General features: G+C 64.9%; 20 protein-coding genes and 1 pseudogene. 4 read left to right on the top strand and 17 right to left on the bottom strand.

From position 1 onward, the window contains the following. Positions 1–354: 354 nt before the first annotated feature. Both OU995_RS08720 and OU995_RS08725 read right to left on the bottom strand, forming a co-directional pair. Positions 355–666: a hypothetical protein gene (locus tag OU995_RS08720; protein WP_267835138.1), complete on the bottom strand. Its 312-nt coding sequence runs from the start codon at positions 664–666 to the stop codon at positions 355–357. A gap of 63 nt (positions 667–729) precedes the next feature. Continuing rightward, on the bottom strand, positions 730–1317 hold the full coding sequence (locus OU995_RS08725; RefSeq protein WP_267835139.1) for a hypothetical protein: 588 nt from the start codon (positions 1315–1317) through the stop codon (positions 730–732). Between the two features lie 159 nt (positions 1318–1476). Here OU995_RS08725 and OU995_RS08730 point away from each other — a divergent pair, with 159 nt between their 5' ends. Together OU995_RS08730 and OU995_RS08735 are read left to right on the top strand one after the other, a co-directional pair. Then, positions 1477–4185, top strand: coding sequence for a S9 family peptidase (locus OU995_RS08730; protein ID WP_267835140.1), 2709 nt, complete (start codon positions 1477–1479; stop codon positions 4183–4185). 227 nt (positions 4186–4412) lie between these two features. Then, positions 4413–5258 (top strand): hypothetical protein, encoded by an 846-nt coding sequence (locus OU995_RS08735; RefSeq protein ID WP_267835141.1) that lies wholly within the window; start codon positions 4413–4415, stop codon positions 5256–5258. A 62-nt stretch (positions 5259–5320) separates the two neighbouring features. On the opposite strand, the gene OU995_RS08740 is transcribed toward OU995_RS08735, so the two are convergent. From OU995_RS08740 to OU995_RS08750, 3 genes are all read right to left on the bottom strand, one after another. Then, positions 5321–5932: a UPF0149 family protein gene (locus tag OU995_RS08740; RefSeq protein ID WP_267835142.1), complete on the bottom strand. Its 612-nt coding sequence runs from the start codon at positions 5930–5932 to the stop codon at positions 5321–5323. 98 nt (positions 5933–6030) lie between these two features. Beyond that, the gene (locus OU995_RS08745) at positions 6031–6258 is read right to left on the bottom strand and encodes a hypothetical protein (RefSeq protein ID WP_267835143.1); all 228 of its coding nucleotides are present in this window, start codon (positions 6256–6258) and stop codon (positions 6031–6033) included. A 77-nt stretch (positions 6259–6335) separates the two neighbouring features. After that, positions 6336–7244 carry a DUF808 domain-containing protein gene (locus tag OU995_RS08750; protein WP_267835144.1) on the bottom strand — a complete coding sequence of 303 codons (909 nt, stop codon included), beginning with the start codon at positions 7242–7244 and terminating at the stop codon, positions 6336–6338. Positions 7245–7377: 133 nt separating this feature from the next. Here OU995_RS08750 and OU995_RS08755 point away from each other — a divergent pair, with 133 nt between their 5' ends. Beyond that, positions 7378–7857 (top strand): thioredoxin family protein, encoded by a 480-nt coding sequence (locus tag OU995_RS08755; RefSeq protein ID WP_267835145.1) that lies wholly within the window; start codon positions 7378–7380, stop codon positions 7855–7857. 361 nt (positions 7858–8218) lie between these two features. Beyond that, positions 8219–9070, top strand: a complete 852-nt coding sequence (locus OU995_RS08760) for a transposase (protein WP_267835146.1) — start codon at positions 8219–8221, stop codon at positions 9068–9070. 127 nt (positions 9071–9197) lie between these two features. Here the strand turns inward: OU995_RS08760 and OU995_RS08765 are convergent, their stop codons facing one another. The 12 genes and pseudogenes from OU995_RS08765 to OU995_RS08820 all read right to left on the bottom strand — a co-directional run bounded on the left by OU995_RS08765 (position 9198) and on the right by OU995_RS08820 (position 21304). Then, complete coding sequence (locus tag OU995_RS08765) at positions 9198–9692, bottom strand: hypothetical protein (protein ID WP_267835147.1); 495 nt, start codon at positions 9690–9692, stop codon at positions 9198–9200. A gap of 174 nt (positions 9693–9866) precedes the next feature. Beyond that, positions 9867–11240, bottom strand: a complete 1374-nt coding sequence (gene glmU, locus OU995_RS08770) for a bifunctional UDP-N-acetylglucosamine diphosphorylase/glucosamine-1-phosphate N-acetyltransferase GlmU (protein WP_267835148.1) — start codon at positions 11238–11240, stop codon at positions 9867–9869. A gap of 51 nt (positions 11241–11291) precedes the next feature. Next, entirely contained in the window at positions 11292–11939 is a 648-nt protein-coding gene (locus OU995_RS08775) for a DUF4136 domain-containing protein (protein WP_267835149.1), read from the bottom strand. 180 nt (positions 11940–12119) lie between these two features. Next, complete coding sequence (ttcA, locus tag OU995_RS08780) at positions 12120–13076, bottom strand: tRNA 2-thiocytidine(32) synthetase TtcA (RefSeq protein ID WP_267835150.1); 957 nt, start codon at positions 13074–13076, stop codon at positions 12120–12122. Positions 13077–13139: 63 nt separating this feature from the next. Continuing rightward, positions 13140–13508, bottom strand: a complete 369-nt coding sequence (locus tag OU995_RS08785; RefSeq protein WP_058937625.1) for a dihydroneopterin aldolase — start codon at positions 13506–13508, stop codon at positions 13140–13142. A gap of 81 nt (positions 13509–13589) precedes the next feature. Then, positions 13590–14552: pseudogene (locus tag OU995_RS08790) on the bottom strand (NAD(P)/FAD-dependent oxidoreductase); the annotation flags it as partial. Between the two features lie 298 nt (positions 14553–14850). Then, positions 14851–14976, bottom strand: coding sequence for a hypothetical protein (locus OU995_RS08795; protein ID WP_267835151.1), 126 nt, complete (start codon positions 14974–14976; stop codon positions 14851–14853). A 152-nt stretch (positions 14977–15128) separates the two neighbouring features. Continuing rightward, the gene (locus OU995_RS08800) at positions 15129–15752 is read right to left on the bottom strand and encodes a sulfite oxidase heme-binding subunit YedZ (protein ID WP_267836214.1); all 624 of its coding nucleotides are present in this window, start codon (positions 15750–15752) and stop codon (positions 15129–15131) included. Positions 15753–15846: 94 nt separating this feature from the next. Further along, positions 15847–16836: a protein-methionine-sulfoxide reductase catalytic subunit MsrP gene (msrP, locus tag OU995_RS08805; RefSeq protein ID WP_267835152.1), complete on the bottom strand. Its 990-nt coding sequence runs from the start codon at positions 16834–16836 to the stop codon at positions 15847–15849. A 107-nt stretch (positions 16837–16943) separates the two neighbouring features. After that, on the bottom strand, positions 16944–18368 hold the full coding sequence (gene ccsB, locus OU995_RS08810) for a c-type cytochrome biogenesis protein CcsB (protein WP_267835153.1): 1425 nt from the start codon (positions 18366–18368) through the stop codon (positions 16944–16946). Positions 18369–18370: 2 nt separating this feature from the next. Beyond that, positions 18371–20521, bottom strand: a complete 2151-nt coding sequence (locus tag OU995_RS08815) for a cytochrome c biogenesis protein ResB (RefSeq protein ID WP_324288729.1) — start codon at positions 20519–20521, stop codon at positions 18371–18373. Positions 20522–20683: 162 nt separating this feature from the next. After that, entirely contained in the window at positions 20684–21304 is a 621-nt protein-coding gene (locus tag OU995_RS08820; RefSeq protein WP_267835154.1) for a c-type cytochrome, read from the bottom strand. Between the last annotated feature and the right edge of the window lie 301 nt (positions 21305–21605).

Raw genomic sequence — 21605 nt, forward strand, 5'->3', positions numbered from 1 at the left:
TGCAGTTCGTCGAAACAGATCGATTCAACGAGGTGCAATTTTTCGCGAGTTGCTCGTCAACAAACCTGTCAACTCTCGAGCGTATATTGATTGCTCAGACGAACTGCAGCGAGCACTTTTGGCGAGGGGATTCTCCGACTGCATTTCATGCGGATTTGTCGACAAGTGATGACGCAACTCTTCACAACACCCTGCAGAACTCGAGCCCGCTGACCATCAAGCCGTTGCGTCCCCCACAAAGCTTGCAGCGCACCAAAGGCCTCGGAGAGGCGGGCATTGTCTTGTCGCATTCAATGTGCGACGCCGTATTCAACTTGCAACGGCCCAATCAGCGCCTGTCCCAGGCGCTTGGCATCAATGAGGCTTGCGCCTTTGCCGACGTTCGAACTCGTCGCTGTGATAGACGTTGCCGTCCCATTTCGCAGCCCGTTGCTTGGCTCGTGCAATCGCGTCCCGCGCCGCATCGTGGGCCGCACGGCGCCGCTCACGCGAACTGAAGCGCAGTCCCAGGCCGGAGAAGCGCTCTGACACCGACCCTGCAGACAGGCCAAACACCCGGTGCATCCATCCGCGCCACGCTTGCTGGTAGCGCCGAGGCAGCATCATGTCCACGGCCAGCAGCACGCAGATCAGGAGACCTAGAGCAGCAATGACTTTTGTGAGCATTGGGGGGTGCTAGTGGACGCGCCGCGTTGCCGCGCGAATGCCCCCACTATACGCGACACAACCTCAATGGTCGCGGTGATGATGGTGGTCGTCCCCGCGGCGGTCATCCCAATCGCGGCGCCCGTCCCCGCGTCCGTCACCACGCCCGTCACCACGCCGGTCCCAGTCTCTCCGGTCCCAATCCCGGCGGTCCCAGTCACGACGATCCCATTCGCGGCGGTCCCAATCCCGCCGACCTTCCCAGCGCGGCGGCGGAGCCACCACCGGATACCCGTGTGGCGGGCCCGGCACAAAACCAGGGCGGTAAGCCGGCCCGTAATACGTCGGCGCGTAGGTCCGGGCATACCAGTCCTCACGCACAAAATACACCGGCCGCCCGCAAGCCCGATAGAAGCCGCAGTGCTGCGCCCAATGTGCATAGTGCGCCGGTGGCACCCGCAGGTAGATGGGGGGCGGCGGTGCATAAACCCGCTCCACCAGCACCGGCTCGGTATACACCACCGACGGCGGCGGGTACCCACCCCCCAGTTGGATCTGCCCATAGAAACCTGGCTGACCCACGCTGATGGACACCCCCACATCGCCCGCATGGGCAGCAGGGGCCGTCAGGGCGGCCAAGGCGAGCGTCGAAGCGATCAGCAGGGATTTCATGAACGGTTCCTTAATCGAACAGTTCCCCTGGGGAATCAGGGAAAGCCTGGGTGTCTAACGCGCGGTCACCGTCCGCGGTGCACGCTGACGCGGTAAGCATGTGTAGCCAAGATTTCTAGAATCTCAGGTCCCCCAACGAGTGGGGGGTGGAGAGGTACTTTGAAGCATTGGATCCTGAGCACCCTGGCGCTGGCGACCCTGGCGTCCGGGCTGGCCCTGGGCGACGGCACTGCGGCACACGCAGCCGCGCCGGCACCGGTGGCCGCCACCACGTCGCCCCTGACCCTGGAGCAGTTGTTCCGCGCCGAGTCCTATCGCGGTGAAGCCGCCAAAGAGGCCCGCTTCAGTGCAGATGGCCGCTATGTGGCGTATCTGTGGAACCCATTTGGCGAGCCGGGCACCGACTTGTATGTGCACGATACGCAAACCGGCAAGACGGTACGGGTGAGTTCGCCGACCCTGATGGCCATGGTCGAGACGCCGGAGAACCTGGATCGCTTCGCCCGCAAACTGCAGCAGAAGCGGGACGAACAGGCGGAGCGCCAGGCGAAGGAAGAGGCGCAAGCCGCCTACCTGCGTGGCGAGAAGGTGGACCTGGACCAATGGGAGCGCAAGGCGCTGGAGGCCCTGAAGGTCGAGCTGAGTCAACGCAAGGCGCGCGACGACGCCCGCAAGGCGGCAGAACAGGCCGCCTGGGGGGATGCTGCGGCATCGGCCGTGGCCGCCGCCTCGGCCCCGGCGACCTCCGCCTCGGCCCCGGCGTCCTCCGCCTCGGCCCCGGCGTCCTCCGCCGAGGCCCGCAAGCCCGCCAAAGATCCCAAGGACATGGAACTGTGGGAACTGCGTGACGAGCTGAAGAAGCAGCAGGCCCGTGACAAGCTGAAGCCCGAAGACCTCTATCCCGGTGTGTCCCAGTTCGTGTGGGCCAACAAGGGCGATGAGCTGGTGTTCAGCTATCGCGGTCAGCTCTTGCGCTGGAAGGTGGGCGCGGACCGTGCGCAGCCGCTGCTGTCCACGGGGCGCTTGCTCAAGCCGATTGCCTACACTCCGGATGATCGCGCCCTGATTGCGCAGGACGAGTCGCGCGTGCTGCGTATCCAGTTGACCACCATCGGTGTCGAGGTGATCAACCGCGAGCTCTTCAATCCCGATAATGAAGATCGCAAGTTCAAGATCGCGCAGACCACGCTGAGTGAAAACGGCCGCTGGATGGCGCTCGTGGCGGAGGCGCCGCTCACCACGCCCGATGGCAAGCCTGCGCCCAAGCCTGGCCGCCAGGTCGAGATCATGAGCTACAGCGAGCGCTTCGCTGCGGCCAAGAAGGTCGACCGCGAAGTCTCCGATGACAAGCGCGCGCTCCCGGCGATGGCGCTGTTTGTGCGTCCCGTCCCGGCTCCGGGCGAAGTCCCCGTCCGACAACCGGAGCCGGTGTTCACCCACCCCGGCGGCGATGTGTGGTTTGAAATGTCGCCGGTGGTCTGGTCCCGCGCGGGCAGCCATTACGCCTTTGCCACGTTTGAGCGTGAAAAGGGCCTGTACCGCGTCTATCTCGGACAGCCCGGCAGCAAGCCGGTGGTGGCGGTGGAACGTCGTGCGCCCATCCACCATGAACTGGTGAACGTGATGACGCCGCAGTTCACCCCCGATGGCCGTGACCTGGTCGTGATGCTGGCCGACAAGGGCTGGCGTCAGCCCTATGCTTTGAGCCTGCAGGGCAGCGATCGCACGGTGCGCCCGCTGGTCAACGGCGATTTCGAGGCCTACCAGGTGCTGGGATTCACCCCGGATGCCAAGACGATGTTTGTGGTGGCCAACAAGGATGACTACGCCGCCATGAATCTTTGGCGTGTGGACCTGAAAGACGGCCGCATGACCGCGCTGGGGCGTTCCCCCGAATATCACCGCAATGCCACGGTCGCCCGCAACGGCCAGTGGCTGGCCGCTGTGGCCGGTGACTGGGCGCACCTGCCGGAACTGAAGCTGATCAAGGGCCAACCGGCCGTTGGTGGTGTCGAACCCGGACGTGTGCTGACCACCAGCCATGACCCGGCCTGGGCCCAGGTGAACCCGCTGCAACCAGAACGCTTCAGCTTCCGCAATCGCCACGGCGACAGCATCCCCGCTTATGTCTTCAAGCCGCAGGGCTGGAAGCAGAGCGACCAACGTGCTGGCATCGTTTATGTGTATGGGGGCCCGTTGAATGACCGTCATCTGGTCGAGACGGACAGCTTCCAGAACACCGGGTATCTCTTTGCCATGTACATGGCGGTGAAGTATGGGTACGTGACGGTCACGGTGGACCCGCGCGGGCATTCCAACTACGGAGAACGCTTTGCGGATGCCAACTGGCAGCAACCCGGGCAACCGCAAGCGGAAGACCTGGAAGACCTGGTGGCCTACATGAAGGCCAACCTGGGGGTGGATGGCAGCCGCATCGGTCTGAACGGCTGGAGCTTCGGCGGCTTCCAGACGCAGTACACGCTCTACACCAAGCCGGATCTGTTTGCGGCTGGCATCGCGGGCGCGGGCCCGACCGAGTGGGAGAACTACAACTCCTGGTATAGCGGGCGCACCATCGGCCCGGTGGACCGGACCAAACCCGTGCTGCGCAAGTACTCGCTGTTGCCGCTGGCACGCCAGCTGAAAAAGCCGTTGCTGCTGGTGCATGGCATGCAGGACCCGAACGTGTTGTATCAGGACACGGTCAATGTCTATCGCGCCCTGCTGGAGTCAGGCAAGGAAGGTTTGGTCGAACTGTTCCTGGACCCGGATGGCGTCCATGCCCTGGGCGGCGCGGTCAAGCCGGTCGGCCAGCATCGCAAGTACGAAGCCTTCTGGCTGCAGCATCTCGGCGCTGCCCAGCGCTGAGCGACCCAGGGCCGTTCCGGGCCCTGCCCATCGGCCCCTCCAGGCCGGTGGGCCACTGGAAAGCAGGGGGCACTGACGTGTATCGCGGAGCCCGCCCACTGACTCGCGCCAGTCAAAATGAATGGTGTTTCGAGCGGGGAGATCGGCCTTGATCTTCATCGTGAAACGGGCACCGCACTCCGTGGATCATGAGCCATTCCCTCGATGGCCTGAACCGGAGCCGCACCATGACGCACACGACCTCTTTCCCATCCGCCCCTCCTCCCCCTGCCTCCAACCGTCCTCATCGTCCTCATCGTCCCACCCACGCCAGTGCCAACAACCCAAGGTTTGACGCACCACATCAAGCCTGCCCTCCTTCGTGGGGCGACGACGCTTCGGACGACAGGTTCGACGAGCGCTTCGATCCGCGCTTCCGTGGCCACTTTGATGAGCACTCCGATGAGTCGCTGAACGAACTCCTCGATGAACTCCTGGCGGACCCTCTAGCAGGCCCCTTCAACACGGCGTTCGGCGATCTCACCAGCGACCCCTGCGGTGAGCCCTCTCTCCCAGCATCCGGCCCTGCGCAGGGCGAGCCCAGCCGGCCCTTCACCATGATGGCGCTGCTGGACAGCCGCCCGTTGCGCGACCTGGATGACGCGGAATTTGAAGAATTTCTCTACGCCTCCCGCATGTATCCCAGCCGCAGCCGTTTCATGCCAGGCAATGCTGAATGGCTGGCGCCTCGCCGGGACATCACTGTACGGGTGGCCCTGGAAACGCTGCGTGAGCGCATGCAGCAGGCGGTGGCCTCCGCCGAATTGGTCGCCCGTCTGGAACGCGACTATCAGGATGAGAGCCCACTGCCCGACGACGATGAAGCGCTGCTGGTAGCCGCCGCCGTGCGTGACAACCTGCGCGAAGCGTTGGGCATGCTCGGGGTGATTGAACGCGCCCTGGCGCGGGAATCAGCTGCGGGCGACAGGGATGTCTCCTTGGCCCCTTCGTCCGATCGCGGCTGGGGAAGCTTCCCGGAGCACGAGGTCCGGGAACCGGTGCCCACCTACCGCGTGCTGGCCTTGGCGGCCTGAGCGGGACGGCTGGCGCCGCATGGGAGGTCTGCCCTCCCGGCGCCGGTCCGTCCAGAGCGCTGTCAGTCGGCAGCCTGGCGCAAGGTCCACAGGGTCAGCACACCCTCGGGGACCTCACGGCTCAAGGCATCGCGCCAGTGCAGATCTGCCAGCTTCTCTTCGTCTTCGGCGGAGAGTTGCTCCTCATCACCACCCAGCAGGGCGATGGGAGCCAGGGCCGCCGCCGTCTTGGTGTGCTCAAACAGCGGGGCCCAGGCCTCGCCATCCTGATCCACGCCGATCATGAAGCCTGTACACCAGTCTTCAGCATCCACCAGTTGCTGCTCACCTTCTTCGGCGATGCTGAAGATGGGTTCCCATTCGTCCTGCTTGGACGTCCATTGCACCGAGAGGCTGTGAACATGGCGCAGCAGCAACAAGGCAATGCGCTTGCGCTGCTTGCCGCTGGTGAACGGATCACCACCGCCCCACACCGGCGCCATCCAGTCGGCCCCCGGCTTCTCGCTCAGGGACACCGGGCTGAGCAATAACGCGCTCAGATAACCATCAATCGCCTCGATATTCATCGCGGCATCGGTGGGCAGCTCGGACAACCAGTCGTCCAGGTCTTGAAGCTCGTCGTCGGTGAGCGGGAGATAGTCCGCCTTCTCGGGTTGGTACTGCGGCAGTTCCATGGTGATTCGAATCTTTCAGCAATCAAAGGGCTTGGCCTGGGGGCCAAGGCAGGGTCGGTGGACAGGTCTGAGTGCACCCGAAGCGGCACACTCGCCCATCAGCGTTGGCTGCGCGCCTTGCGGCCGTCGAATTCAGCCAACTGTGTCTTGAGCAGGGCCATCAGCACGCGTGCATTGGCTTCGCTCATGGTGATGAGGCTGGAAGGCTCAATGCCTTCCACCGGCTGGCGTGCGTTGACCAGCGCGTCCACCTTGAAGCTCACCGTGCCGTGGCTGGAGTTGGAAGCGGCCTTGAACTTCTGGATCTCAATCTGATGCGTCTTCATGCCGTGATTCTCCGCGATGCCGCAGGTTCAGGCTGAACGTTACCAGCACCCGGCGGCTCACCACGGACAGATCACGCTCAGCGCTTGCGCAGCCGCTGCACTCCACTGACTACGGCCAGCACAAGCGCACCCGCAACGAGGCCCACCACCACATCGCCCACCAACTGCAGCGCCGACTGCACCACACCGGTCACACCCATCCCCTGCACGCCATGTTCAATGCCATGGTGCAGCGCCGGCCATCCGTGGGTCAGGATGCCGCCACCGACCAGGAACATGGCTGCCGTGCCCAGCACCGACAAGGCTTTCATCAGCCAGGGGGCGAGCGCCACCAGGCCGCGGCCCACCGACTGCTGCCAGGCAGCCGCGCGGCGGCTGAGCCACAGCCCGATGTCGTCCATTTTCACGATGCCGGCGACCAGGCCATACACGCCGAGGGTCATCACCAGCGCGACGCTGGACAGCACCAGCAACCGTGCCGTGAAACTCGCGTCGGCCACCGTTCCCAGGGTGATGGCAATGATTTCGGCGGACAGGATGAAGTCGGTCCGGATGGCACCCTTGACTTTGTCCTTCTCCAGCGCCTCGATATCGGCTCCCGGTTGTTCCAGGGCGGCCTCCAGGGCCTTTTCCTCGGCCTCCGGCTCATTCCCATGCAGCCAGCGGTGGGCCAGCTTTTCCACGCCCTCAAAGCACAGGTAGGCACCACCCACCATCAGCAACGGGGTGACGGCCCAGGGCGCCCAGGCACTGATGGCCAAGGCCGCAGGCACGAGAATCGCCTTGTTGATCAGGGAGCCCTTGAACACCCCCCACACCACCGGCAGCTCCCGGTCCGCCCGAACGCCGGTGACTTGCTGGGCATTCAGCGCCAGATCGTCACCCAGGACGCCGCTGGTCTTCTTGGCGGCCATCTTGGAGAGCAGGGCTACATCGTCGAGGACGGTGGTGATGTCGTCGAGCAAGGCAAGCAGGCTGGAGGCCATGGCGGTGTGAAGCGGCGGAAGGCCGCCGATCGCTAAAAGTAAAGAAGCTGCGTTTGTACCGCATGCGCCCATCGGTATTTCCGATACGGCCGGGCGGTGCGCAGGGCCTTGTTGGCGATGGCACACTTACAGGATGAAACGACGCACTACCTCCTTCCTGATGGCCGCGAGCCTGGTCCTGGCCGCGTTGCCGGCCGCCCGTGCGGCTGAAACCGCTGCTGCAGGCCCCTACAACGAGCAGGCGGATGCCCGGGTCGACATCAACCAGGCGATTGCCAAAGCGAGCGCTGAGCACAAACAGGTGCTGGTGGTCTATGGGGCGAACTGGTGCAAGGATTGTTTGGCCCTTGATCGCGGTTTCGGGCAGGGATCGTTGTCGCAGGAAGTGGGCAAGCGATTTGTCGTTGTGAAGGTCAATGTCGGTCGATTCGACCGCAATGTGGACGTGGCCAACCAGATGGGTGTCACCCTGAAGAAGGGCATCCCCACTGTGGCGGTGCTGAGCTCGGAGGGGCAGGTGTTGGGCGCCACCGTGGGCGGCGAACTGGCGGATGCCCGCAACATGGGCGAGGACGCCGTGTTGCAAGTGCTGGCGAAGCTCGGCAAAAGCTGACCGGCCACCTCGGCGTCATTGCCTCGCTCTTGTCATTTCTTGTCCTCGCTTGCCCTCGCTTGCCAAAAGCGAGGACTGACCCCTTCTCAGTCTCCTCCGGACGACTTCGCTGCGGCTTAGCCGCACCTCAGCCGTCCCTCAGCCGCACCTCAGCCGCACTTTCACCGCGCCTGCCCGCTGCCCTTGCGGTACTTTCCCGGCACCTTGCCAATACCTTCCCGGCGCGTTTTCCCCGCACCCCCCACACTCGCTCAGCGGTGTCACGTCTTGCGCCGCAGCATCAGCCCCAGAGGCGCTTGCGTCCCTCCCAACAGTGGCCCGGCACCTTGTTTTTTGGCAGTGGCTCGCCTACTTTCAAGCCATGGCCAGGCCGCTTCGCATCGAATTTCCGGGTGCCGTCTATCACGTGGCCACACGTGGGGAGAGCGCTGTATTCGTCGATGACGAAGATCGCCACCTGCTGCTGGAATTGCTGGACCAGGCTGTCAAGCGTTTTGATGCACAGGTGCTGGCCTACGGTCTGGGTACGCAGCACTATGAGCTGCTGATGTTTACCCGCCAGGCCAATCTGTCGCGCCTGATGCGCCATCTCAACGGCGTCTACACACAAGCGTACAACCGCCGCCACAACCGCACTGGCCATGTCTTCCAGGGCCGGTTCAAGGCCGTGCTGGTGGATCGGGAGCATCTGCTGCTGGACGCCTGCCGGTATGTGGAGTTGGTGGGCGTGCGGGACGGACTGGTGGACGATCCGGCGCAATGGTCCTGGAGCAGCTTCCCGGCCCACTCCGGCATGGTGGCGTCGCCGCCCTGGCTGGAGGTGGAGGGCCTGTGGAGCCATGTGCTGGGACGCCTGCCCCAGACGGCATCGGACCGACGCCGTGCCGCGCAGCGTTATTACGGGCTGGTGGAGGCGGAGCCGGCACTGGACATCTGGGGCCAGCTTCGCCACCAGATCTTTTTGGGTGATGCTGCCTTTGTTCAGCGCACGGTCAGCCTGAGTGAACGGGCGCCCCGGTCACCCCGTCCCCGCGGTCTGCGGGAATGGATGAGAAACAGCACCAGCCGCGAAGAAGCGCTGTATCGAGCCCATACCGAAGGTGGGCAGTCGATGACGGCGCTGGCGAGGGAACTGGGCTTGTCGGTGTCTCGTGTCAGCCGTTTGATTGCGGGACATGAACGCGGTCATCGGGAGATGAGCCGCCGCCACTGACACCATGGCGGCGGGCGCCGTCAGGGACGGCACCTACAAACCCTTCGATTTCCAACAGGCCGCCTAGAGCACCCGCAAGATGCAGGTGCCTGAAGCCCACGCCTGAAGCCCCCGCTTGAAGCACCCGCTAATGCAGCGCGTGCGCCGGGGCCGCCGGGCAGGCCGCTACCGAGTGATCGAGATCGGCCGCATCATGCCAGGCGGCGGTGGTCATGTCACGAGCGGCGCTGAGCTGGTGGCAGAGTTCCGCCACCCCCAGACCGTCGGCTTCGCCCTCCGGCAGCGGCAACGCGTTGATTTCAGCCGGCAGGTCGGCCAAAGCACCGAGCAACTGGAACAGCAGATCCAGATCCGGTCCCCCGTCGCCCTCCATCGGGGCTTGCTGGCGGGCCAGCCCAAGGCTGCGACAAAGGTAGAAGCAGGCTTGGGCGGCGTCATCACACATGGCGTGGGACAAAGCCAGCTGTTCCAGCGCTTCACTGCGAGCGGCCCGAGCTTCCGGCGTGTCCGCCTCGGCATCCAGCGCCTTCATCAGCCCGTCCAATGCAGCCGTTTCCGGCGCCACGACGTCGTCGTCTCGCACGGGCAGCAGCTCGGTCGTTTCAGCAGTACGGATCGCCATGGAACACCCAGGTGGATCTACAACAGGGCGAATGCTAGGAAACCTTCGCCCCGGTCGCCTCCCGTGGTCCGGGGGGCTGGCCGCTTGGCGCGGGGCCACTTGATGCACATGTCACGAATCAACATGCCACAAGTGGCCGCGGCGCAAACTCAGCTTAAAGGGATTCTGAACCCCTCATTTCTTTTTGACAGGCCTCACCCATTCAGATATCACGATTTGTCGGCCGCGCGCCACGGCCAGCTGCCCCGGCGCCACATTCTTGGTGATGGTGGAGCCGCCGCCGATGGTGGCGCCGTCGCCCAGCGTCACGGGGGCCACCAGCACGCAGTTGGAGCCGACATGCACATCGGCGCCGATGGTGGTGCGGTGTTTGTTGGCCCCGTCATAGTTTGCGGTAATCGACCCAGCGCCGTAATTGACGCGCTCACCGACGGTGGCGTCGCCCAAGTAGGCCAGATGGTTGGCCTTGGCCCCCTTGGCCAGGGTCGAGTTCTTCACTTCGACGAAATTGCCGATGTGAACCTCGGCACCGAGCTGGGCGCCCGGACGCAGGCGGGCAAACGGGCCGATCAGTGCACCTTCACCCACGCTCGCGCCGGCGGCTTCGCCGTCAATATGGGTGAACTCGTGGATGCGGGCCCCTGCATCGATGGTGGCGTTGCGAATCACGCAGTTGGCGCCAATGCGAACACCGTCACCCAGCGTGACATTGCCTTCAAAGACGCAGTTGACGTCGATCTCCACATCCCGGCCGCAGGTCAGCGTGCCACGCACATCCAGACGGGCCGGATCCGCCAGGCGCACCCCCGCATCCATCAGCGCTTCCGCCTGCTGGCGCTGGAAGCGGCGCTCCAGGTGGGCCAGTTGCGACGGGCTGTTCACGCCCAGCACTTCGGTTTCGTCGGTGGTCGTGACCGCCACCACCGGCACCCCCTCCGCCACGGCCATGGCGACGATGTCGGTCAGGTAGTACTCCCCCTGCGCGTTTTGATTGCTGAGCTGGCTCACCCAGCGCTTGAGCGCATCGGTGGGGGCCGCCATGATGCCGGTGTAGCACTCACGGATCAGCCGCTGATCCGGCGTGGCGTCCTTGTGCTCCACGATGGCCTTCACCGCCGTGCCGTCCCGCACGATGCGTCCATAGCCGGTCGGGTCGGCGTATTCAATGGTCAGCAGCACCAGCTGGCTGCCCTGGCAGGCCTGCACCAGCGCCTGGGTGGTGGGCGTGCTGATGAGGGGCGTGTCGCCGCTGAGGATCAAGGTGCTGCCGCCGGCCTCCAGCGCCGGCACGGCCTGCTGGATGGCATGGCCGGTACCCAGCTGAGGCTCCTGCCGCACAAAGCGGATGCCATCGCCGGCCACGGCCGCTTCGACCTGGTCCGCCCCGTGCCCGGTGATCACGATACGGGCCTGTGCCTGCAGGGCCGCCGTGCGAGACAGCACATGCCGCAGCAGCGAACGGCCCGCCAGCTTGTGCAGCACCTTCGGCAGGGACGACTTCATGCGGGTGCCCTTGCCCGCGGCCATGACAACGATGTTCAGCGACATAAAAAAATCGCGGCTTCCAGTGGAAAACCGCGATTATCGTTGCCGCGCGTGTCAGCGCCCCGGTGAGGGCGGCAGAGGCACGGAGACCGAATGCGGCTCTGGCCGGGTCTGGGGGAAGTCCGCGAACGAGGCCTCGAACAGGGCCGCCAGCATCCGCTGGTCGCCTTCGGTCAGGCCGTCATTGCTGGCGCGGGCCTCATACAGCGGCTCATTGCTCTGGCGGTCGCGCAGCAGCAGGGCCACTTCCCGGTCATAGCGCCGCTCCATCATCGGATCCATGGGGTAGGCATAGCCCCAGCGGTTGTAATAGGGCCGCCAGGCCGGACCGTAGCGCCATTGGAAGTAGTTGCCGTTCCAGCGCCACCACAGCGGGTCATCCCAAGGGGCCGGTGAGCTACGGGTGATGCGTGCGCCAATCGACACCAGCACATCCGCCGTTTTGGCATCTGTCGCGGCGGTGAAGCCCGCCTTCTCCAGCGCGCCACGCGCCGCATCTTCCAGACGGGCCTGCGCCTCCGCATTCTGCTGCTGGGAGGGAATGCGCTCGAAGGCATAGGTGCCGGGTTGACGGCCCGCCGGCCAACTGCCGAAGGACTGCGCCTCGGCCGAAACGCTGTTGAGCGCCGCGCAGCCGGTCAGGGCCAGCAAGGCGGCGGCGCCGACACTGGCCAGGGCCAGACGACGATGGACATGGAACATACGGGCCTCCTGAAGTCGAACCTGAGTCGATGCCCACGCCCCTGCAGGCGTGCGGCCGACCCTTCAGAACAACGATTGTGACCGTGTCCGGTTGACCCTGTGTGTGAGGGCCAGGTAAGGATTCGGTTTCGATCAGGTTACCGGGGTGGCGAGCAGCGCAGGCCCGACGTTCCGGCGCGCTTATTCCTGGTCGTCGTCCCGCACCAGGCGGATCACCGAGCCGGAACCGCCGGCATCCGTCCCGCAGTTTTCCTCTTCGTCGAAGGCGATGTCGCCGTCCTGGACCGGGGCGCCGGTGGCCTTGATGGTCTCGAAGGGGAACAGCGACCGGTCCATCATGTGGGAGGTCACGATGTTGCCCATGGCGGTGAACATGTTGTCCACGCGGCCGGGGAAGCGCCGGTCCCAGTCCTGCAGCATGGCCTTGACGGTGGCGCGCTGCAGGTTGGGTTGGCTGCCGCAGAGGTTGCAGGGGATGATGGGGAATTCACGGTGCTCCGCCCAGCGCTGCAGGTCGGACTCCCGCACATAGGCCAGCGGGCGGATCACCACGTTCTTGCCGTCGTCGCTGACCAGCTTGGGCGGCATGCCTTTCATGCGGCTGCCGAAGAACATGTTGAGCATCAGCGTGGTGACGATGTCGTCGCGGTGATGGCCCAGCGCGATCTTGGTGGCGCCCAGTTCACCCGCCACCCGGTACAGGATGCCGCGCCGCAGCCGCGAGCACAGGCTGCAGGTGGTCTTGCCTTCGGGCACCAGACGCTTGACGATGGAGTAGGTGTCCTGTTCCTCGATATGGAACTCCACGCCGCGCGAACGCAGATAGGTGGGCAGCACGTCCTCCGGGAAGCCGGGTTGCTTCTGGTCCAGGTTGACCGCGACGATGTCGAACTTGATCGGCGCGCGTTCCTTCAGGTTGATCAGGATGTCCAGCAGCGAATAGCTGTCCTTGCCGCCGGACAGGCAGACCATCACCTTGTCCCCGTCCTCGATCATGTTGAAGTCTGCAATCGCCTGCCCCACCTGGCGATGCAGCCGCTTGGACAGCTTGTTCATCTCATGGGCATGCTTCTTGGCGGCCGCCTCCGCAGCACCGGTCTCGGGGCTTTCAACAACAGCGGTCGTGCTCTCAATCATGGTCAGTCCTATCTCAAATTCTGGGTGCGGTTCACCACGGCCCGCATTCGCTCATACGGGTCGTCACCACTGCCCGCATTCGGCGCTGATGGCCACCTGGCAGTCGGGGAAGATCTCCAGCTTCGTCACCTTGATACGCACACCCACCACGCCCGGCAGTTTCATCAGCCGTGTGCAGAGCTTGCCCAGCAGGGCCTCCAGCAGGTCGGTGTGCTCGGCCGTGCATTCGTCGATGATGATCAGGCGCACGCGGCGATAGTCCAGCACATGGCCGATGTCGGCATCCCGCGAAACAATCATCTGGGCGCCCAGATTCACCTCGGCATCCACCTGGATCGGTTGGGGGCCTTCCCGCTCGAAGTCAAGCACACCCAGGTTGGCGCCGAAACGCAGACCGGTGATGTGAATGACCTGGCGGTTGTTGCGGCGCAGCGCGGCCGGCGGCTGGGCCTCGCGCAGCGGCCGCAGGAAGGCTTCCACCTGCTTGGCGGCCACCACGCCGTCCCCCAGTGCGGTCTGGACGCAGGGATGCTGGCGAGCACTGGCGTCACCCGCCACAAACAGCCCCAGCACGCCGAAGCGGGGTTCGTCACGGAACGGCTGAGAGGGGGCCGTGACCCCGGCGCGTTGCAGCGCATCGGCCACCAGCAGCCAGGCGGACGGCTCCGGCTCATACCCCAGCAGCACGGCCACATGGTCGAAGCGCTCGTCGCCGTACGCTTTGGATTGCACCAGCACGCCGTGGTCCTGCGCAAGCACGGCGGTGGGCATTGCCTGGCCCGGGCGGCGCCGGATGCCGGGTACGGCATCCATCTGCTGCAGCAGATGGCTCTGGGCCCGCCAGTCGGAGCGGGACCACAGGGTCACGTCATGGCCGTGGGCATGGAGGAAGAGGGCGTTTTCGACGGCGTTGTCGCCGCCCCCCAGCAGCAGGACCTTGCCCGGGGGCAGGGTGTCGCGGCGGGCGGTCAGCTCGATGGTATCCATCACCCGGCCCAGACGAGCGGTGGAGGGATACAGCGGGGAAGGGTGTCGCGGCGTCAGGCCGGTGGCCAGCACCAGCGCGCGGGCTCGCAGCGTCTGGCGCTGGGCATGGTCGGCGGCATCGGGGCCCTGGGCGTCGCCGTCCAGGTGGATCTGCCAGCCTTGTTCGGGCTGCCAGTCCAGATGGTGGGCACTGCGGTGCAGCAGCACATGCACCCCGGCCTGCGCCTGGGTGTGGCGGGCATACCGGTCTCCCAGCGAGGCCAGGCTTTCACCGGGCTGGCCGAGCAGCCAGTCCTGGTGGTAGGTCAGCGCTTGCAAACTGCCGCAGAGACGGGGCTCGCGTTCGATCAACGCCACACTCAGGCCGAGCTGAGCCAGCCAACTGGCCGCACTGCAGCCCGCCGGGCCGCCTCCGATGATGGCGGCGTCCAGGACAGCAGGGAACGTGGAATGGATGTCCGGCGTGGAGCCGGGGGAGGCGTCGGGCATGGCGGGCGGTGGCCTGCGGAAAACCCGGGATTATCCCGGATGGGCGGCGAAAGCGATCAAGCCGGGGTTTTCGTTGCGCTCGACAGGGTGATTCGTCACGCGCTGGCCCCCTGCAGCGGGGTCTTTCGGATCGCAGACCATCCGCGTGGGCCCGAGGAAGGGATGTCGAAGGCCGGTTGGGGAGCCGGTATGACGGACGCGGCAAGATGCCTGACACCGGGCCGGGGGACGATGGCCGAAAGAGGTCGGAAAATCATGAAGATGCGGCGCTCTGATCCGTCTCGCAGGGATTTGCCGGTCATCGCCGCGTCTTCATCTTCATCTGCGCCTTCACCTTCACCTTCACCTGCATCTGCATCTGCATCTGCACCTGCACCTGCACCTCCAGCGCGAGCAATGGGAGCTCCGACCACTGCACCGCCACCGGCCGCCGCTGCAACGGCCGGGTGGACCGCGCACTGAACCCGCGTCAACCCCTTGTGAGCCCCCTCAGCGTCTGAGCCGCCCCAGAAGCCCCTGAGCGGTCACCTAGCCGCCGCGCAGTGCGCCCTCAAGCGGCGGCCCCACTCTCGCTCGTCAGCTAGCCCGCCGCACGCGGGACGCGGCGGCCTTCCATAGCCGCCAGCCAAACAGCCCCGCCAGAATCCCACCGTACACCGACGGCTCGGCGAAATTGTTCTTGCCGGCGCGCATCCAGATGAAATGCATCAACCCGACGATGGCGATGGCATACACCAGCTTGTGCAGCCACTGCCATCGCTTGGCGCCCAAGGCCTTGATCGCCCGGTTGAAGGACGTGGCGGCCAGCGGCAGCAGCATCAGCCAGGCCGCAAAGCCCATCAGGATGAAGGGGCGCTTGGCAATGTCCCGCAGGATCTCCGGCACATCCAGGCTCATGTCCAAGAATGCATAAGCCACGAGGTGCAGCGTCGCATAAACGAAGGTGAACACCCCCAGCATGCGCCGGAACCGTGCCAGCGCCGGTTGGCCCGTCCATTGACGCAGCGGCGTCACCGCCAGCGTGATCCACAGCAGCCGCAGGGTCCAGTCGCCCAGACCGCGGATGACGGCTTCCGCCGGATTGGCGCCCAGCTGGAAGGTGAGCACGCCATAGGTGTACCAGGCCAGCGGCAGCAGGCACAGCACAAACAGGATGGGTTTGGCGACCGGATGGAGCAGGGGATGGCGGGCCGCCCGCACGGCGGGAGTGGCCCGCGAGGGGGCACGGGGTGCTGTCGCTGGTGGCGCTGGCGGAGACGATTCCGAGGAAGTCTGCAAGAGGCGCTCCGCCCGCTCAGTAGAACTTCTTCAGGTCCATGCCAGCATACAGCTGGCCCACCTGGGATTCATAACCGTTGAACATCAGCGTGGCCCGCTTCTTTGCAAAAAAACCGTCCTCGCCGATGCGGCGCTCGGTGGCCTGGCTCCAGCGCGGATGGTCCACCTTGGGGTTCACGTTGGAGAAGAACCCATATTCCTGCTGCGCCGCTTTGGTCCAGCTGCTCACGGGCTGCTGCTCGGTGAAGCGGATCTTCACGATGGACTTGGCCGACTTGAAGCCGTATTTCCAGGGCACCACCAGCCGCAGCGGTGCGCCATTCTGGTTGGGCAGCACCTCGCCATACAGGCCAAAGGCCAGCAGCGTCAGCGGGTGCATGGCCTCGTCCAGGCGCAGGCCCTCCACATACGGCCAGTCCAGCACGCCCGAGCGTACGCCCGGCATCTGCGCCTTGTCCGCCAGAGTGGTGAACTCCACATACTTGGCCTTGCCGGTCGGCTCCGCTTTCTTGAGCAGTTCCGACAGCGAGTAGCCTTCCCAGGGGATGACCATCGACCAGCCTTCAACGCAACGCAGCCGGTAGATGCGCTCTTCCATGGGCGCCAGCTTGAGCAGGTCTTCAATGCCATACCGCCCTGGCTTGGCACATTCACCTTCAATGGCCACGGTCCAGGGGCGCGTTTTCAGGGTGTGGGCGTTCTGGGCTGGATCGCTCTTGTCGGTGCCGAACTCGTAGTAGTTGTTGTAGGACACGACGTCCTCATACCGCGTCAGCTTGTCCAGGGCCATGGCGCCCGGCACCGCACTGCGGGCCCCGGGCAACTTGGCGAGCTTGCCGGGGCCGGTGGTCTGCGCTGTAGCCTCCAGGCCAAGTCCAGCCCCAAGGCCAACGATACCGAGTGCGCCGGCCGACTTCAGCCAGTCGCGGCGGTTTTCATAGACGGTGCGCGGGGTGATGTCGGAGGACGGGATGCGCAGACCGTCGCGCTGACGCAGAAAATGCATGGCCAACCTTTGAGGTCGCCCGAGATAGGCGGACCCCCGGACCTTACGCGATCAGCCCGCGTTTTGCATGAGACCAGCCTTAAATCCCGACTTCAGCGCCCCCGCGTTCACAAAGTGCCGTAGGAGTGCAGGCCGGAAAGGAACATGTTCACGCCGAGGAAGGCAAAGGTGGTGACCAGCAGGCCAATCAGGGCCCACCAGGCGGAGATCACACCCCGCAGCCCCTTCATCAGGCGCATGTGCAGCCAGGCCGCATAGTTCAGCCAGACGATCAGAGCCCAGGTTTCCTTCGGGTCCCAGCTCCAATAACCGCCCCAGGCTTCGGCGGCCCAGAAGGCACCCAGGATGGTGGCCACGGTGAAGAACGCAAAGCCCAGGGCGATGCTCTTGTACATCAGGTCGTCCAGGGCCTCCAGGGCAGGCAGGCGGGCCGTAAGCGGCCCACGCAGGGCCACACTGATGGCCAAAAAGACCGCAACACCCGCCATCTTGCCGGCCCAGCCGTCCAGGCCGGTGACGGTTTCCGGCGCCAGGGTGGCGCCAAAGCGGAAGGCCAGCAGCACGGCCACCAGCCCCACCGGCACGCCGATCAGCCCGATGACCAGACTGCGCGGCGGTGCGGTCTTGAGCAGCGTGGCCAGGGCCACCATGGCGGCCAACGAGAAGCTGCCATAACCGATGAAGTTGGCCGGCACATGGATCTTCATCCACCAGCTTTGCAGGGCGGGCACCAGCGGTTGGATCTCATGGGCTTCGCGCGCCACGGTGTACCAGAGCAGGAAGCTGACGGCGGCGCTCACCACCAGCATCACATAGGCGCCCAGCGCCCGGGTGCGGAAGCGCTGCTCATAGTAGAGATACATCAGCGTGGTGAGCCAGGTGAACAGCACAAAGACTTCGTACAGGTTGCTCACCGGGATGTGGCCGATGTCCGGCCCGATCTGGTGGCTTTCAAACCACCGCACCATGGTGCCGATCAGGGCCATGCCCACGGCGCCCCAGGCCAACCGGGTGCCGATGGCCTCCGCCGCACTGTGGCCACCGGCGCGCTTGAAGAAGCCCAGCCAATAGAACAGGGTGCTCATGTAGACCAGGAAGGCCATCCACAAGATGGCGCTCTGGCTGGAGAACATGTACTTCAGCAGAAAGACCTTGTCGGCGGCCGCCAGGTCGGCACCAAAGCTGTCGGTCTGGCGCAGGTAGAGCTGAATGGCCATCAGGCTGATGGCCCCCACCACCACGCACAGCAGCCGCAGCGGCCGCCAGAACCATCCCAGCGCGATCATCGCGGGTGTGGCGCCGAGCAGAATGCCCTTCTCATACACATCCATCGAGCCCTGGTAACGGGTGAAGGCAAATGCCGCCCCGAACAGCACCAGCGCTGCAAATAGCCAGTCGGTCAGGTCCCGCTGGGCGTACCAGCCGCGTTTGCCCACCACCAGCGTGCGGGCGGAGGCGGCAGCCAGCGTGGATTCCAGGGTGGAAGTCTCGGCGTGCATCCGGCTCTCCACGGTTGAGGTGGTGGTGTTCATGTTCAGGCCTCCTCATGCAGCAGTTGCTGCTTGAGCGCGTCAAATTCCGTGGGCAGGTCAGGCGTGTCCCGGTTGCTGGACATGGCCATACGAACCCGGGTCTGTTCCGGACGACCGGGCGCCGATTCCAACCAGATCCAGAGACGGCGCTCACGAATGTAGAGCATCGCAAACACGCCGATGATGAGTAAGATGGCGCCGGCATACACCAGGGTTCGGCCCGGGGCACGCGTCACCTGGAACACACTGGCCTGCACCTGCTTGAAATCCTTGAGCTGCAGCAGCATGGGCGCCGGGTAGAACATCGAATCCGACAGTGAGAGCACCGCCTGCGTCATGAACGCCTGGGTCTTGGCACCCGGTTCAGGGGCCGGTTGGCCCAGTTGCTGCTGGCCCTGCTTGTAGAGTTCAAACAAGCTGCCGTTGAGGATGCGCAACAGCACTTCGGAAACACGCCCCCGGTCGCTTTCCGGCACTTCCCGCTCGACAAAGTCCGACAGCGCGGGCAGGCCCCCCACGGCGGCGCCCTGTGCCGGCGCATCCGCCCGCAGGCCGGCCGCGCCGGCAAACAGGGTCAGCACCCGCAGGCTGGTGGCTTCCAGCTGTTCCCGCATTTTTGGATTGTCGGCCGGCGAGGCGGCTTCGGCATAACGGCGTGCCGCCCGATTGCGCTGGGCCGGGTCCGCCAGGGCGCGTCGCATGGACAGCCAGCCGTCCATGCTGTCTTGCGTATCCACCGGCACCCGCAGGTAGCGGAAGTTCTCACTGGCCGATTCACGCACCCCCAGCAGGAACACCCGCTGGCCTTCCAGTTCCAGCGGCAGCATGTAGTTGTTGTATTCACGAGCCTGCCCACTGGCGTCACGGATCTTGTAGCTGAAGGACGGGCCAACATTGCGCAGGTTCTTCTTGCTGCCCGTGGTGGCGCCTGAACCCAGGTGCTGCTCCAGTCTGCCGACCAGATCCACCTTGCGGACATCGATCCCGGCGGCGTCGCTGGCGCCTGGCGCACCGGCCGAGGCGCCGCCCAGGTTCTCGACGTTGATCACCCGCAGGTCGGAGAACTCCATCGTGGCCTTGCTGTCACCCTGCGTCATGGTGATGGCGCCACCGATCTTGCCGGTGAGGTCGGCCTCGTCGCTGCCGGAGAGATTGCGCATGCGCAGTTGCAGTTCGGAGCCGCCGTCCTCGAAGCTGCTTTGATAAAGCGTCAAACCCTTGTAGGTCACCGGCTCATTGACCTTGACGGTGGCCTCCTGGCTGGCGCCGGTTTCTCGGTCGTGGATGACGATGTCGCTGGCAAACAGCTTGGGCATGCCAGTCTCGTAATACTCCACCTTGAACTTCTTCAGTTCCACTTCAAAGGGCAGTTCCTGCATGACCACGCCAGTGGGCATGTTCAACAGTGCGGCCGCACTGCGGCTGCCTTCCGGCACAAAAAGATTGCCGCGGAAACTGGGGTTGCCCGGGCCGAGGCGGTTTTCGGCGGTCATCTGGTTGAAGTCCGCGCCCTGGTAGATGGATTTGCCCTGCGCCCACATCACGGTCCGCACCAGCAGGTCGCCGTCAAACAGCCCGCCCAGGCAGATCAGCACGATGGCCGAGTGAGCGGCCAAATACCCCACTTTGTGGGCAGCCCCCTTCTTGGCGCCAATCATCACCCCGGTGTTGCGCACCTGCGCACGGGCCCGCCAGCCATGGGCCGCCAGCCAGGCATTGATCTGCTGCAGCGAGGCTTCCGGGTTCAGATGCAGATAGCCCAGGCCCTTGTGGCGGAAGGCCTGCAGGGATTGCTCCCGCACCGATTCCTTGTAGTTCTTGAAGTCACGCAGGATCTTCGGCGTGTGGCGGGCAATACACAGGCTGGTGGAGATCACCAGGAAACCCATCATCAGCAGGAACCACCAGGCGCTGTAGACCGTGAAGAGGTTCATGCGGCCAAACAGCTCGGACCAGAACGGGCCAAACTGATTGACGTAGTTGTTCATGGGCTCGTTCTGCTTGACCACCGTGCCGATGACCGCAGTGATGCAGATCACGACCAGCAGAGAAATGGCAAAACGCATCGACGCCAGCAGTTCCATGGCGTCGGCCAGGGGGGCGCGGAGGGCGGCCATGCTGGTGGCAGGGCGGGCAGAAGACTTCTCGGTCATGGGGCCATTGTCGCGGGCATCCGTGAGCCTTGCGGGACGCCCATGTAACAAGCCGGCGCAAGCACCGGCTGATGGACAAGCACCGGTGCGAAGACCGGTGCAGAAGAGGCCGCCCGTGCGCAGGGCGGGTCTAGGAGGGGCGAGGGCGCCGGCGGCGGGCCGTCAGCGCAGGCCGGCGATGTAGTCGGCCACTGCCTTGATTTCACGGTCGTTCAGCTTGGCGGCAATGGCGGCCATCGGGGCATTGTTGGCCCGGGCCCCCGCGCGGAAGGCTGTCAGCTGGCTTTCGGTGTAGTCGCTGTGCTGGCCACCCAGACGTGGATACTGCGCGGGAATGCCGGCCCCATTGGGGCTGTGACAGCCGGCGCAGGCGGGCACCTGCTTGTCGGCAATGCCGCCACGGTAGATCTTCTCGCCCAGCGCGACGAGTTCCTTGTTCTTGGCGAACCCGGGCTTGGCCTGCTTGCTGGCGTAGAAGGCGGCGACATTGCGGATGTCGTCATCGGACAGTGTCGCGGCCATGCCGTTCATCACCGCATTGACGCGCTTGCCTGCCTTGAATTCATGCAGTTGCTTGGACAGATAGTCCGGATGTTGCCCCTGCAGGATGGGGTTGGCGGGGCTGCCCCGGGACCCGTCCGCGACGTGGCACGCCGCACAGACTTGACTCGAGATGGTCTGACCTTTGGCAAGATCAGGCTTGGCCGCAGGCTTGTTTTCCGCCGCCACTGCAGCGCCGGACAACAGAACCAGGCTCGACAACAACAAAGAGACAGTCTTCATGAATGTGGAGGGGTTGGATGAGCGCAACCGAGAAATCTTACAATGGCGACTCTTTAGCACCCGAAGCGCGATGACCGATTCCAACAAGAAACCCGCTTCGGCGACCCCAGGGAAACCCGCAGGCCGCACAAGCTCCGGGACAAACACTGCCACTGGCACCAGCACAAGCACCGGGGGCGCCCAGGGCGAAACCGCTCGGTCACAGGCCGCCACCGCCCGGTCCGGACCCAAGGGCCTGACCCCGGCGGCACAGGCCGCCAAGGCCGCCAAAGCGGCCAAGATTGCCAAGGCCGGCGTGTCG

Source organism: Roseateles sp. SL47 (genome assembly GCF_026625885.1).
Lineage (GTDB): Bacteria > Pseudomonadota > Gammaproteobacteria > Burkholderiales > Burkholderiaceae_C > Roseateles.

What these genes read in the sequence shown, in the direction of transcription:
- OU995_RS08720 (WP_267835138.1), bottom strand. Translation starts at nt 666, where the DNA reads ATGCTCACAAAAGTCATTGCTGCTCTAGGTCTCCTGATCTGCGTGCTG.
- OU995_RS08725 (WP_267835139.1), bottom strand. Translation starts at nt 1,317, where the DNA reads ATGAAATCCCTGCTGATCGCTTCGACGCTCGCCTTGGCCGCCCTGACG.
- OU995_RS08735 (WP_267835141.1), top strand. Translation starts at nt 4,413, where the DNA reads ATGACGCACACGACCTCTTTCCCATCCGCCCCTCCTCCCCCTGCCTCC.
- OU995_RS08740 (WP_267835142.1), bottom strand. Translation starts at nt 5,932, where the DNA reads ATGGAACTGCCGCAGTACCAACCCGAGAAGGCGGACTATCTCCCGCTC.
- OU995_RS08745 (WP_267835143.1), bottom strand. Translation starts at nt 6,258, where the DNA reads ATGAAGACGCATCAGATTGAGATCCAGAAGTTCAAGGCCGCTTCCAAC.
- OU995_RS08750 (WP_267835144.1), bottom strand. Translation starts at nt 7,244, where the DNA reads ATGGCCTCCAGCCTGCTTGCCTTGCTCGACGACATCACCACCGTCCTC.
- OU995_RS08755 (WP_267835145.1), top strand. Translation starts at nt 7,378, where the DNA reads ATGAAACGACGCACTACCTCCTTCCTGATGGCCGCGAGCCTGGTCCTG.
- OU995_RS08760 (WP_267835146.1), top strand. Translation starts at nt 8,219, where the DNA reads ATGGCCAGGCCGCTTCGCATCGAATTTCCGGGTGCCGTCTATCACGTG.
- OU995_RS08765 (WP_267835147.1), bottom strand. Translation starts at nt 9,692, where the DNA reads ATGGCGATCCGTACTGCTGAAACGACCGAGCTGCTGCCCGTGCGAGAC.
- glmU (WP_267835148.1), bottom strand. Translation starts at nt 11,240, where the DNA reads ATGTCGCTGAACATCGTTGTCATGGCCGCGGGCAAGGGCACCCGCATG.
- OU995_RS08775 (WP_267835149.1), bottom strand. Translation starts at nt 11,939, where the DNA reads ATGTTCCATGTCCATCGTCGTCTGGCCCTGGCCAGTGTCGGCGCCGCC.
- ttcA (WP_267835150.1), bottom strand. Translation starts at nt 13,076, where the DNA reads ATGATTGAGAGCACGACCGCTGTTGTTGAAAGCCCCGAGACCGGTGCT.
- msrP (WP_267835152.1), bottom strand. Translation starts at nt 16,836, where the DNA reads ATGCATTTTCTGCGTCAGCGCGACGGTCTGCGCATCCCGTCCTCCGAC.
- ccsB (WP_267835153.1), bottom strand. Translation starts at nt 18,368, where the DNA reads ATGAACACCACCACCTCAACCGTGGAGAGCCGGATGCACGCCGAGACT.
- OU995_RS08815 (WP_324288729.1), bottom strand. Translation starts at nt 20,521, where the DNA reads ATGACCGAGAAGTCTTCTGCCCGCCCTGCCACCAGCATGGCCGCCCTC.
- OU995_RS08820 (WP_267835154.1), bottom strand. Translation starts at nt 21,304, where the DNA reads ATGAAGACTGTCTCTTTGTTGTTGTCGAGCCTGGTTCTGTTGTCCGGC.